Below are 12360 nucleotides of genomic sequence, written 5' to 3' on the forward strand. Positions count from 1 at the left end.
CAGGGCACGGCCTTCTCGGCCGGATGGCGGATGCGAAGCGGGCCGGCTTACGTCCCGGTCTCGGGGTGCGGCGCGTAGCGGGCGATCGAGTCGCGGATCCGGTCCGCGTACGGTCCCTCCCACCACGGGACGGTCCGCAGGAGGATCGGCGCGCTCCCGCCGACCTGCGCCCACGCCCGTCCGCGCGGCATGCTGCCGAGGACCGCCGCGTCGAGCACCGGCTCACTCCGGGAGGAGCGGGTGGCGGCCCGGGAGAAAGGGTCGAAGGCCGACCAGGAGACCTGGTGCGTCGCGGGCTCGAAGTCCGGGGACATGCCCGCCAGGTCGCCCAGGAATCCGGTGTCGGCCGAACCTCCGCCGTACACACGCACGTTGGCCGCGCCCCACATCGCGGCCATGCCCGTCTGCCCCCACACCGCGACGCCCTGTGCCCACGACTGCAGGATCGTCATCATGACGATGCCCCGGGAACCGTAGTGCGTGTAGAGCGACGGGAGTTCGGGCCACGGGCAGACGTTGGCGGCCTCGTCGAGCACGAAGACGGCCGGGACCGCCAGGCGTCCGCCGCTCGATTCGATCGCACGTCCCTCGAACTGGTACGCCAGCGCCGTGGTCAGCGTCAGGATGAGCGGCGCCGCGACCTTGTGGGTCTCCTCGGACAGCAGGTAGATCGTGCCGTTGTCGTGCGCGCCGAAGTCCGTGTGCCGGAACTGCGGGCGCGGTCGGCCTTCGCCCGGCGTCACCCACCGCGCGATTTCGGGTGCGGTGAGCGGCGCGGCGATCTGGGACGCCACCCCGTACACCCCGGCCCGCTGCGTGACGGGACCGGCCGAGACCGCCTCCACGGACGCGGCGACCACGTCGTGCCCCGCGTCCCGCAGGATGCGGGCGGGCGTGTCGTCGGTGGGGCGCCGCAGCCACGTCAGGACCGCCGTGACGGGCAGTCCGGCCTCGGACGCGGCGAGGAGCACGGCGGCGAACAGGTCCTGCCCCGCGGGCTCGAAGTAGCCGTCGCTGCGCACGTGCGCCCCGCGGTTGGCCCCGGCGAAGAGGGACGCGGCGATGGTGGCACGGACCACCGAGCTGCCGACGAACGTCAGCGGGTCCCACCACCAGGAGGCGGGTTCGTTCGCCTGGTTCTGCGGGTCGAAGACCCAGACGGGGCCGCGGCGTTCGCGCACTCCGCGGGTGGCGTCGACGATGTCGCGCTTGTTCGACGTCACGACCACGGCGCCGGGCGCCTCCACCACCGCGGGGATCGCCCGGGTCGTGGTCTTCCCGGTACGCGGCCCCCAGATGTCCATGTGCATGTCCTCCCACGACGCCCACACGTCGCGGCCGCCGCGTACCGAGCGCCCGATGCGGACTCCGGGCACCGAGGTCCGCGCGCCGAGGCGTGCGGCCGCCGCCGCGGCTCCCCGCGCCGAGGCGGCGGGGAGATCCCGCGGCCCCGCGAGGTGGCGCGCGGTGCGGTCGATCGTCGGCCGGCGCCGTCGGCGGCGTACGAGCACCAGGGCGCACACCGCGGTGGGCGTGCCGATCGCGGCCACCGCCGTCACCGCCGCCGGAACGCCGAACCGCCAGGCCACGGTCGCGATCACGCCCACCAGGCCCACCGACGCGAGGAGGGCCAGGACGGCGGTCGACCCGTACGGCGAGGGGCCGCGCCGCCGCAACGTCGCCGGCACGTCAGACGCCGATCCGAGTGCCGGAGACGGGCGTTCGGGCGGCCGGGCCGACTGCGGCCGTGGTTGTGCGCATGTGCGTCCCCTTCGTTGTCGCGGGACGCGGCACCGCCCACAGGTCTCACGACGGCCGAATCCCGCCGCCAATGCTGGGGACGTGCCGAGCCACGAGTTGGCCAGAAGCGCACGGGGACTGTGCGATTTGCACGCGGCGCGCGGGGGATCCGCGGCCACGGGACACCCTCGGCGCTCACTGACCTTTCTGCCGCGTCCGGTGACCTTCGGTCCTCGGCATCACCGGACGTCGACGGCCGCCTCCGGCACGACAGAAGGGCCGCAGCCGTGATCCGTCCGCCGGTCCCGGTCACCGCCGCCACGCCGCGGCCGCCTCGTCCGGAGCCGGCGCCTGACACCGCCAGGCGCCACACGCTCCGCCGGGCACTCCTCCGGCCGGTGATCCGACCCGAGCGCGTTCTCCCGCAGGTTCCGCGGCCGCCACGCCGTCTCGCCCCGCGGATACCGCGAGTCGAGCGCACCGCCGACGGGCCGGCCGCCAAATGCCCTGAAGATTTTTCCCGTACGGAGGGAACCTCCTCGCGAGTCGCGCGTCTGGACCCCCGTACTGCGTGTCCCGCGCGGTACGGAACCTGTGAGGAGCCCGGACTTGTCCCATCCCCTTCGCGGTCGTCCCGACCGGCGCGGCCGTGCGCGCGTCGGCGCGGCGAGCGTCCTCTTGTCGGCCTGCGCGGTCCTGACCACGGGCGCGGGTGCCGCCTACGCGACGAGCACGCCTGCCCCGGTCCCCAGCCCGTCGGTGCCGGCGACCCCGTCGGCGTCCCCGACGGTCGCTCCGCCGACCGACATGACACCGGCCCCGAGTGCGCCGCCCACTCTGACGCAGAAGCCCACCCTCCCGCCCGCGCCTCCGGGTGCGTCGGCGGCGAAGCCGACACCGGTGCCAACCGCCGTGACGCCTTCCGGGTCGCCGAGCGCCCCGACCGTGCCGGCGGAACTGCCGCGCACCGGATCCGGGACCTCGCCTCTCGTGTACGGCGGCGCGGGTGCCGCGTTCCTCGTCGTCGGCACGGGCGGGATCTTCCTGGCCACGCGCGGGCGCAGGCAGTCCACCGCCTGACGTCTTCAGGACAGTTGCCCGAGGGCTATGTGACGTGACGCCGGCCGGACGTCCGTCTCGACGCCGCGGGACGCGCGCCACCCGGTGCGCGTCCCGCGGTGCAACCAGGTGCGCGGTCCCACACGTACGACGTACGCGGCAGGTCCTCGGAAGCGGACCGCCCCGGACGGGACCGCCACCGCCCCCTTTGGTCCATCGAGGAGCGTATGACCACGGAGAACACGCTGTCGCTACCGTTCGGCCCAACGCGCCGGCCGATTCTCCGGCGGCCGTCCCGTACGCGCGCCCAGGACCTGGCCGGCGTGCTCCTGCGCATGGGCCGCGAACTGGCCGACCGCCACGAGGACCTTCGCCCACCGGCCGACGACCTGCCTTCCGGCGTCACCGCCGCGCCGCCCGGCGGGCTCACCATCACCGACCTCTACCACGGCCACCGGGTCGAACTCGTGCGCCTGGCGGCGCTGCTCGTCGACGACGTCGACGCGGCGCAGGACATCGTGCAGGACACCTTCGCGGCGACGTACCGCCGGTACGGGGCGCGGATGACCGGCGTGGACGACCCGCTACGCTACCTCCGCAGAGGCGTCGTCAACGGCAGCCGCTCGCTGCTGCGCCGCCGCCGCACCGCGCGTGCCTGGGTGCCGCCGCAGCTGCCGCCCGCGCCGTCCCCCGAAGAGGACGCGGTACGCGCCGAGTCGGACCGGGAACTCCGGGCGGCCCTGGACCGATTGCGGCCCCGGCAGCGCGAGGTGCTGGTGCTGCGCTACTTCGCGGGGCTGAGCGAAGCGGACATCGCGCGCACGCTCCGTGTTCCGCAGGGCACCGTCAAGTCCACCGCGAACCGCGCGCTCAAGGCGCTGCACCGGATGCTGGAGCCAACCCGATGACGTCGGACCGTGAACTGCGCGCGCTGGAAGACCGGGTACGCACGCACCTGCAGCAGCGGGCCGCGGGCATCACCGTGGACACGCTGCGTCCCGCCCAACCGCCGGTGCCGCCGCCCGGTGGCGCGCGGCGCCTTCAGGGGTGGCGAAGGCCCGTTCTGCGGCTGGCGGTTCCGCTGGCCGTCGGAGCGGCCACGGGACTTGCGGTCCTCGTGTGGGCGGTCCTCGCACCCGATCCGGGAGCGGCGACCGATCCGGTGCCGGTTCCGCCGGCGGGGGTTGGGCAGGACCCGACACGGTCGCAGTCTCCGGCGCCCGCATCGACTCCCGCGCCCACGCCGACGCCGACGCCGACGTCCAAACCCGAGGGGCCGGGCATCCCGTCGCCAAGTGTCCCGCCCGGCCTGCCGCCTGCCATCTCTCCGACGGCCGCAACACCCGCCGCGTCAATCGCGTCCCCATCCGACGCGCCGCCGGCGAAGCCGCTGTACCCCGGGGATCAGCCGTCGACCCGGCCCACCCAGACGGCGACCACACCCGGGCCGACATCGGTCCCCTCGACGCCACCCGTTCCGCAGCGCCCGCCGGGCACAAGTGCCCCGCCCACGACGGTGACTTCCTGATCTCAGATGTCAGATCTCAGATCTCGGGCAGGGAAGGGTCCGGCACCCAGGGAGCCGTGGCGGTGACGGACCAGCGCTCGTGGTCACGCCAGGCACCGTCGATGAAGAGGTAGGCGGGCGAGAGGCCCTCGTACCGGAACCCCAGGCGTTCGACCAGGCGCAGGGACGCCTTGTTGCCGGGCTGGACGTTGGCCTCCAACCGGTGGAGACGCAGGTCGTTGAAGGCGTGGTGCAGGACGGCGGTCAGTCCTTCGGCCATGTACCCCTGCCCCGCGGACGGGGCGAACGCCGCATAGCCGACGGACGCCCCCTGGTAGCGCCCCCGGATGATCGAATTGATGTTCACCGTGCCGGCCGCCGCACCCGTCTCCCGGACGCGGATCAGGTAGCCCCGGTTGGTGCCGTCCTCGAAGCGCCGCATCCAGGTCCGGAACTCCTCGGCGGTCGCGGGTAGTTGCATCCACGGCCGATGGAGGTCGGCGCTGGCCCGCACGAGGGAGCAGAACTCGTCCTGGTCCGCGAGGGTGAGCGGGTGCAGTTCGACCCGTGACGACGTATTGGACATGCCGCCCATGCTAGATCGTGTCCGCGGGGACGCGCGGGGGCCGTCGAACGCTTGTTCCGCCGCGAGGTAGGGTCACGGAGGCGTGGACGTATATGAGGCCGTGGACAGTCGCCGGGCCGTGCGGGCGTTCAGCGACGAGCCGGTGCGCCGGGACGTACTCGAACGAGTGCTGTCGACGGCGGCGCGGGCGCCGTCGAGTGGGAACCTCCAGCCGTGGCACGTGTACGTCGTGACCGGTGAGCCCCTGGCGGAGTTGAAGAGGCGCGCAACGGCACGGGCGCTGTCCGGGGACCCGGGCGACGAGCGGGAGTACCCGATGTACCCGGCCGATCTGGCCCCGCCGTACCTGGACCGCTTCTCCGCCGCGGCCGCCCAGCGGTACGCGGCGCTGGGCATCGAGCGCGACGACCCCGAGCGGCCCCGGAAGATCGCGGCCCTGAACTCGGGGGCGTTCGGGGCTCCCGTCGTGCTGTTCTGCTACCTCGACCGGACGATGGGGCCCGGTCAGTGGGGTGACGCCGGGATGTACCTCCAGACGGTCATGTTGCTGCTGCGGGCGGAGGGGCTGCACAGCTGCCCGCAGGTGATGTGGACCATGTACCGCAGGACTGTGAGCGAGACGGTCGGCGCCGACGACCGGCTCGTCCTGTTCTGCGGTGTCTCGGTGGGATACGACAAGGCGGGCGTGCCGCCGCTGCGCACCGGCCGGGCGCGCGTCACGGAGACCGTGAGCTTCGTCGGAGGGTGACGGCCCGGCCGCGCGGGTCAGCCGGCCGTGAGCCTCGGCGTACGCAGGGGTTCGGTGCGGCGGTCGCCCGTCGCCTCGAAGGCCGCCGCCAGCGCGAGCAGGGCATTGTCGTCGTACGCGCGTCCCGCGAAGGTCAGCCCCACCGGCATGCCGATGTCGGCCATGGTGCCCATCGGCACGGTGACCGTCGGGATGCCCAGGTGCCGCGGCACCAGGTTGCCGTTCGCGACCCAGACGCCGTTGCGCCAGCCGAGGTCGGCGGAGGCCTCGTTCACATCCATGTCCGCCGGGCCGACGTCCGCGACCGCGGGGAACACCACCGCGTCGAGCCGCAGTTCGTCCATCCACTCCTCCAGGTCGATCCGGCGCGTCTCCTCCAGCCCGCGCAGCCCCTCCGCGAGGTGCGGGATGTCGGTGACCGAGGCGTACGGGCGTTCCCGCACGAACCGCGGGTACTCGCCGATCGTGTCGTCGAAACCGGCGTAGCGGTCCGGGAGTTCACCCTCGTGCTTGGGCCAGATCCGGGCCCCGTCGACGTCGGCCAGCGTGCCGAGCTCCGGGTCTCCGTTGGCGCGCAGGAAGTCGTCCCAGGCCCACGCGGACAGGTCCTCGATCTCGACCGTCAGGAACTCGCGGGCCACCAGGCCGCGCGTGTGCAGCGAGGGCGCCCCCGGGCGGTCGGACTCGTAGTTCGAGACGACCGGGAAGTCGACTTCGACCACCTCGACGCCGGCCGCCTCCAGGTCGCGGCGGGCCGCGTCCCACAGCGCGAGCACCGACGCACGTGTCTCGATGCGCTGCCCGGTCTGCCCGCCGATGCCGCCGTCGGGGTTCGTCCCGGCCTCGGGGTCCGCGTTGACGTACATCTTGGGCACGCCTACGCGCCGACCGGCGAGGGCGGTCCGGGCGGCCGCCGCGCTCGCGGGGGCCAACTGCGGGTACGAGGCGGGGCGTACCTGCGACGCCGCGGGCAACGCGACCCACGGCTGGGCACGCCACAGGTCACCGCGCGTCTCCGGGTCGTCGGCCACGATGACGTCGAGCAGTTCGAACAGGTCGGCCATGGTGCGGGTGTGCGGGACCACGACGTCCATCGTCGGCACGAGCGGCCAATTGCCGCGCACCGAGATCACCCCGCGGCTGGGCGTGTACGCACACAGCGCGTTGTTGGAGGCCGGCGCCCGCCCCGACGACCAGGTCTCCTCGCCGAGGCCGAACGCGCCGAACGACGCCGCCGTCGCGGTGCCCGACCCGTTCGACGAGCCGGAGCCGTACGCGCTCGTCAACCAATCTGCGCTGTAGGGGCTTTCCGCTCGCCCGTACACGCCGCGCTGCATCCCGCCGTTCGCCATCGGCGGCATGTTGGTCAGGCCGATGAGCACCGCCCCGGCGGCGCGCAGCCGCTCGACGGCGAACGCGTCGCGCCGGGCCACGAGATGCTCGAACGCCGGCGAACCGGCAGCTGCGGTAAGCCCCTTCGCGAGGTAGCTGTCCTTGGCGGTGTACGGGATGCCGTCCAGAGGGCCGAGGGTCTCGCCGCGGGCCCGGCGGGCGTCGGAGGCTTCCGCGTCGGCGCGCGCGTCCGGGTTCATCACCACCATCGCGTTGAGCGCGGTGGCGGTGCCGGGGCGGTCGTAGGCGTCGATCCGGGCGAGATACGCGTCGAGCAGCCCGACCGCGGTGGTCTCGCCCTTCTCCAGCGCGGCGCGCAGGTCGGCGATGCTCGTCTCCACGACGTCGAAGACGTCGAATCCGCGCGTCATGCGGGGTGCCTCCTGCTGGCTGATCCGTCGGGCGAAAGGCCTGGGCGTGCTTGTGGGTCTTGTGGGTCTTGAAGCTCTTATGCGGCTTGTGGGGCTTGTGGGCCAGTGGGCCTGGGCGAGGCCGTGCCGGATCGATCCGGCAGTGCCGAATCTAGCCGGAGCCGGATCGATCCGGCAAGCGCCCGACCAGGGCATCTACAATCCATGGCTGTGACCGTCCGCATCGTGACCCTGCTCGACGTGGCCCGCGCCGCCGGCGTCTCCCGGAGCACCGCCTCGGACGCCCTCCAGGGCTCCGGGCGCGTGGCCGAGGCCACCCGCGCCCGGGTCCGCGCGACGGCCGACGCGCTCGGCTACCGCCCCAACAGCGCCGCCCGCCGGCTGCGCCGCGCCAGCACGGGGGCCATCGGCCTGCACCTGCCCCGGACCGCGAGCCGACTCGACTACTACATGAACCTCGCCTTCGGGGCCGTCGCCCGCGCCCAGGACGACGGGTTCGACATGGTCCTGCTCGGCCGGTCCGCCGCCGCCCACGGCCCACTCGCCTCCCGCGTCGACGGCCTGCTGCTCATCGACCCCGACACCGCCGACGACGCGGTGCCCGACATGCTCGGCGCCGGCGTCCCCGTCGTCACCGGCGAGCGCTACCCGGGCCCGTCCCCCGCCCCCAGCGGCGCGGTGGTCTGCGACAACGCCGCCTCGCTCACCGCCCTCCTCGACCACCTCGCCGAACGCGGCGCCCGCCGCCCCGCCCTGTTGGCGCCGAGCGGCGAGTCCACCTGGGCCCAGGCCCTGCGCGACGCCGCCGACGCCTGGGGGCGCGAGCACCGCACCCGCGTCGCGGTACGCGCCGTGCCGTTCGCCGCCACCCCGAACGAGGCCGCCGACGCCGTACGCGACCTCCTCGGAGCAGCACCGGACGTGGACGCCGTGGTCTGCGGTCCCGACGGCGCGGCGCCGGGGGTCCTGCACGCCGCCGCAGCGCTCGGTCGCACGCCCGCGAAAGACCTGCTGGTGGCCTCCTGCGTGGACGGAACCGCGACCCGCACCAGCAACCCGCCGATCACCGCGGTCGACCTCAGGCCCGCGGAGTACGGACGCGCCTGCGCCGAACTGCTCTGCGACATCCTGGCCGACCGCACCCCGCCGGACACCGTCCGCCCGCACGACTGGGTCCTGCACCCCCGGGCCTCCACACAACCGGCCCGCTGACCCGCCCCCGGTGGTCGCCGCCCCGCGGTCCCGCATCCCCGGACTCGAACCCGTGATCGACGTACGTCACGACTCGGTTAGTGTGGCGCCCGGCCGCCGAAGAGCCTTCGGTGCCGAAACGGTGACGCCGCCCTGCCGGCGACATCGCATCGACACCCCCGAGGCCGGCGCCACCGCCATCGACCGGAAGGACCTCCGCCCGTGACCGTCGCCCGCCGACATGTCCTCGTCATCGGGATGGGCGCCGGGGACCCCGAGCACCTGACCCTCGCCGCCGTGGCCGCGCTGGGGCGTACCGACGTGTTCTTGGTGCTGGACAAGGGGCCGGAGAAGGACAGCCTGGTCCGTGCTCGCCGGGACATCCTCGACCGGCACGCGAAGGCCGACCACCGCCTCGTGGGAATCCGCGACCCCGAGCGCCGGCGCGACGTGGCGGACACCCCCGCCTACCACGCTGCCGTGCGCGTCTGGCGGGAGCGCCGCACGGACGCGTACGAACGAGCCGTCCGCGACGAACTCGCCCCGGGTGAGTGCGGCGCCGTCCTCGTCTGGGGCGACCCCGCACTCTACGACGGGACCATCGACATCCTCGACGACGTGGCGGCCCGCGGCGGTGTCGACTTCGACTACGAGGTGATCCCGGGGATCAGCAGCGTCTCGGCGCTGGCGGCGCGCCACCGCACCACCCTCACCCAGGTCGGCCGTCCGCTGCACATCACCCCCGGCCGGTACTTCACCGAGGAACTCGCGGACCTCACCGGCTCCGGCGGCGACATCGCCGTGATGCTCGACGCGCACCAGGCGTTCACGCGCCTGCCCGGCGACGACATGTGGATCTACTGGGGTGCCTACGTCGGTACGCCCGACGAGATCCTCGTCTCCGGCAGGCTGTCGGACGTCGCCGACCGCATCGTGGCATTGCGTGCCGAGGCCCGGGCCCGGCACGGCTGGATCATGGACACCTACCTGCTGCGCCCGTGCCGGGACGATCCCGCCGAGGAACCGCCCGGCGCCTGAGCCGGAACCCGGGCGGGAACCCGCGCCGGAACCCGAGCCTGGCGAACGGGCTCAGGCCTGACCGGCGTCCGCGGGCTCGGGCCGGGCCTCCGCGTCGCGCTGCCACCGGGCCTGCATGTCGCGCGGGGCGACGAACACGCCTGTCGCCTCGGCCGTGACCCGGCCCTGGGCCAGGATCTCGCCGGTCGCGAAGCTCTTGCGGCCGTCGCGGTGCGTCCAGCGCGCCCGGACTTCGAGCGGCACGTCGTACGGCGTGGCATCGCGGTAGCGGATCTCCAGCCCGGCGGTGAAGCCCGGCCGTCCGGCCGCCGACGTGGCGATGCCGAGCAGGTGGTCGAGCAGCGTGGCCACCACACCGCCGTGCGCCCGGCCGGGCGGGCCGCTGTGGGCGGCGGTCAGGACGCAGTCGGCGACGACCTCCACGGACCGCGGTTCGGCGCCGACGTCCACCGCGTCCAGGACCGGGCGGATGACCATCCGCGGCGCCTGCGGGTTGAGCATGCCGGAGCCGGCCTGCGCGAGCTGGTCGATGCGGCCGTCGGGGGTCCGGGCGAAACGTACGGCACTGGGGTGGGTGGCCGCCTTGAGGAGTTCGGTGGCCTGCGCCACCAGGCCGGCCGCGGCCGAACGCACGTCCGCTCCGACATCGGTGAGCACGGTGGCCTCGACCAGGTCCCGGACCTGCTCGACGAGGTCCAGAGCCTCGTCGGGGATGGATGTGACGTCCGGGATCTCCCCCACGATCAGCTGTTCGAGTGCGGCGAAGTCGTCGGTGTCGGTGCCCGGTTCGGCCACGGCGGTGCTCCTCGGTGTTCCGGCGCGTACCCTGGCGGACCCGCCACTACATGACTGTGACAAGTAAATCCCGCCGATCATATACCGCCTGTCCCCGGCCACCGACCCGCGCCGTTGGTCAAGGGGTGTGGGCAGCGGACAGAGCACTGCACCATCGCGCGGCGCGGGCGCGCAGTTCGTTCTGGTCGCCGCCGTCCGCCGCGTCCCCGACGAGGGGTACGCCGACGCCGACGGCCGCGGCTCCGGCCGTGAGGTAGGCCACCGCGGTGGGGGCGTCGATGCCGCCGACCGGGACGAAAGGCACGTACGGAAAGGTGTCCCGCAACGCCGTCAGATATGCCGGGCCGCCGACGAAGGCAGGGAAGAGCGCGACGCCGAGCGCCGCGCGACGTGTGGCCGCCAGGATTTCGCTGGGAGTCAACGCGCCCATCAGGACCGGCAGTTCGGTTCCGGGGCTGCCGACGTGCGGCGTCGGCTCGTCGATCAGCCCCGGGGTGACGAGGAAGCTCGCGCCGGCGGCGGCCGCGCGGGCGGCATCGTCCGCGGTCAGGACGGTGCCCGCGCCGAGGACGGCGTCGGGGCCGAGTTCGCGGCGGGCGTGCTCGATCACCCAGAACGCGTCGGTGGTGGTCAGCGAGACCTCGCTTGCGGTGATGCCCTCTTCGGCGAGAGTCAGCACGGTGCGCAGGGCGGCGGCACGGTCGGTGCCACGGACGATCGCGAGTGTCCGGAAGGGGAGTTCGGCCAAGTGCATGAGGTTCCTTCGTGCCGGTCGGTGCGGTGGGCGGCCTGGAATGCGTTCGGAAGATGTCCGTCCGCAGTCGGCCGGTGTCTTGTGATCGTCTAACCCGTCAGCCGGCCTTGATCCGCATCTCGTCCGCGAAGCACCCGCTCGGACGTCGGACGCCCAGGCGCCGGGCGGATTCGGAGACGGCCGCGGGGCTCGGCAGTCGGCCGGAAACTGCGGACGTTCGTGTGCCCTTCGCGCCCGAGGGCAGCGTTAGGCGGACCATGTCACGGCGATCGCCACCGGAGGCAGGACGTGAACGAGTACGCCCGAGGAATACCGGAGTCACCCGCGGAGTGGGGTCTGTTGGCGGTGGGACTCGCCGTCTTCGGCGGTGCCTTCCTGGTCCGGGCGCTGTGGCGCAGGCGGAACGGGCGTCCGGTCAGCACCCGCGAGGACGAGGACCCGAATCGACCGGACGGCCCCAGCCGGAGCGCCTGGAAGTGGTGGCTCGGCGCCGGGGCCGCCGGGTATGTGGGCACCGTGATCGTCCGCGCGGCAACAGGCGCCGACGCCGTCGGGATCTGGCTGTTCCCGGCGCTCGTCTTCCCGGCCTGCGGCCTCGTCCTGCCGGCCAGGACGGCGCTCAACGCGTGGAGCGCCCGCAAAGGCCACGAGTTCCGGGCCGGTCGACGGCACGACGGGAGCGCGAACACCGCACGGTAGGACCACGAGATCCGCTCCCCCGACGGTCTGCGAGCGCATGCACCCGCGCAAAACCGGGCGCGGACTGCCTGGTTCGGCTCGACACGGCAGGCTGTGCCGCCGGACCCCGCCGGGGACAGGGCTTTCGGGCCTGTCCCCGGCGGGGGCGTGCGCGGGCCGGGTTGTCGGCCCCGCCGTCAGACGGTGAGGTCGTCCGGCTTGGCCGCCTTGTCGACCGGCAGGAAGTCGTCGGGAACCGGGTACTCGCCGAGCAGGTACCGCAGGATCGCCGCGTGCATGGCCTCGACCGGCGCGATCGTCGCCGCCGTCTCGATCCCGGCCGGTGCGGTGACGTTGAACTGCGCGAACAGGTAGGTCTGCGCGGCCTGGTCCTCGAGTTGCAGCGCCAGTTTCGCGACGCCGGGCACGTCGGTGACCTTGCCGAGGGCGTCGGTGACCGCGGCCTGGCTCTTGAGCGGTACGCCGGTGATCGGCGGCTTC

12 protein-coding genes are annotated in these 12360 nt (G+C 73.7%); 5 read left to right on the top strand and 7 right to left on the bottom strand.

The genetic code is table 11. The features are described 5' to 3' along the window. Positions 1-47: 47 nt before the first annotated feature. On the bottom strand, positions 48-1688 hold the full coding sequence (locus AB0C36_RS32315) for a type IV secretory system conjugative DNA transfer family protein (protein ID WP_358361144.1): 1641 nt from the start codon (positions 1686-1688) through the stop codon (positions 48-50). 771 nt (positions 1689-2459) lie between these two features. After that, complete coding sequence (locus AB0C36_RS32320) at positions 2460-2771, bottom strand: hypothetical protein (RefSeq protein WP_358361147.1); 312 nt, start codon at positions 2769-2771, stop codon at positions 2460-2462. 255 nt (positions 2772-3026) lie between these two features. On the opposite strand from AB0C36_RS32320, the gene AB0C36_RS32325 reads away from it, so the two are divergent. Next, on the top strand, positions 3027-3707 hold the full coding sequence (locus tag AB0C36_RS32325) for an RNA polymerase sigma factor (protein ID WP_358361150.1): 681 nt from the start codon (positions 3027-3029) through the stop codon (positions 3705-3707). A gap of 636 nt (positions 3708-4343) precedes the next feature. On the opposite strand, the gene AB0C36_RS32330 is transcribed toward AB0C36_RS32325, so the two are convergent. Beyond that, positions 4344-4892, bottom strand: coding sequence for a GNAT family N-acetyltransferase (locus AB0C36_RS32330; protein WP_358361153.1), 549 nt, complete (start codon positions 4890-4892; stop codon positions 4344-4346). Positions 4893-4974: 82 nt separating this feature from the next. Between AB0C36_RS32330 and AB0C36_RS32335 the strand changes: the two genes are divergently transcribed. Then, positions 4975-5640, top strand: a complete 666-nt coding sequence (locus AB0C36_RS32335; protein WP_358361155.1) for a nitroreductase — start codon at positions 4975-4977, stop codon at positions 5638-5640. Between the two features lie 17 nt (positions 5641-5657). Here AB0C36_RS32335 and AB0C36_RS32340 read toward each other — a convergent pair whose 3' ends face one another. Next, entirely contained in the window at positions 5658-7403 is a 1746-nt protein-coding gene (locus tag AB0C36_RS32340) for an amidase (RefSeq protein ID WP_358361156.1), read from the bottom strand. Between the two features lie 210 nt (positions 7404-7613). On the opposite strand from AB0C36_RS32340, the gene AB0C36_RS32345 reads away from it, so the two are divergent. Next, entirely contained in the window at positions 7614-8615 is a 1002-nt protein-coding gene (locus AB0C36_RS32345; protein ID WP_358361159.1) for a LacI family DNA-binding transcriptional regulator, read from the top strand. A 201-nt stretch (positions 8616-8816) separates the two neighbouring features. Continuing rightward, entirely contained in the window at positions 8817-9632 is an 816-nt protein-coding gene (gene cobF, locus AB0C36_RS32350) for a precorrin-6A synthase (deacetylating) (protein WP_358361162.1), read from the top strand. Between the two features lie 51 nt (positions 9633-9683). On the opposite strand, the gene AB0C36_RS32355 is transcribed toward cobF, so the two are convergent. Then, positions 9684-10427, bottom strand: a complete 744-nt coding sequence (locus AB0C36_RS32355) for a PaaI family thioesterase (protein ID WP_358361164.1) — start codon at positions 10425-10427, stop codon at positions 9684-9686. A gap of 118 nt (positions 10428-10545) precedes the next feature. After that, the gene (locus AB0C36_RS32360; protein WP_358361167.1) at positions 10546-11181 is read right to left on the bottom strand and encodes a bifunctional 4-hydroxy-2-oxoglutarate aldolase/2-dehydro-3-deoxy-phosphogluconate aldolase; all 636 of its coding nucleotides are present in this window, start codon (positions 11179-11181) and stop codon (positions 10546-10548) included. A gap of 288 nt (positions 11182-11469) precedes the next feature. Between AB0C36_RS32360 and AB0C36_RS32365 the strand changes: the two genes are divergently transcribed. Continuing rightward, entirely contained in the window at positions 11470-11880 is a 411-nt protein-coding gene (locus AB0C36_RS32365; protein ID WP_358361170.1) for a hypothetical protein, read from the top strand. 176 nt (positions 11881-12056) lie between these two features. Here AB0C36_RS32365 and AB0C36_RS32370 read toward each other — a convergent pair. After that, on the bottom strand, positions 12057-12360 hold a 304-nt coding region (locus tag AB0C36_RS32370), incomplete at its 5' end, for a ferritin-like domain-containing protein (RefSeq protein WP_358361173.1).

Origin of the sequence: Streptodolium elevatio, from assembly GCF_040649515.1 — a bacterium.
In the GTDB taxonomy this organism is placed as follows: domain Bacteria; phylum Actinomycetota; class Actinomycetes; order Streptomycetales; family Streptomycetaceae; genus Yinghuangia; species Yinghuangia elevatio.

What these genes read in the sequence shown, in the direction of transcription:
- AB0C36_RS32325 (WP_358361150.1), top strand. Translation starts at nt 3,027, where the DNA reads ATGACCACGGAGAACACGCTGTCGCTACCGTTCGGCCCAACGCGCCGG.
- AB0C36_RS32330 (WP_358361153.1), bottom strand. Translation starts at nt 4,892, where the DNA reads ATGTCCAATACGTCGTCACGGGTCGAACTGCACCCGCTCACCCTCGCG.
- AB0C36_RS32360 (WP_358361167.1), bottom strand. Translation starts at nt 11,181, where the DNA reads ATGCACTTGGCCGAACTCCCCTTCCGGACACTCGCGATCGTCCGTGGC.
- AB0C36_RS32340 (WP_358361156.1), bottom strand. Translation starts at nt 7,403, where the DNA reads ATGACGCGCGGATTCGACGTCTTCGACGTCGTGGAGACGAGCATCGCC.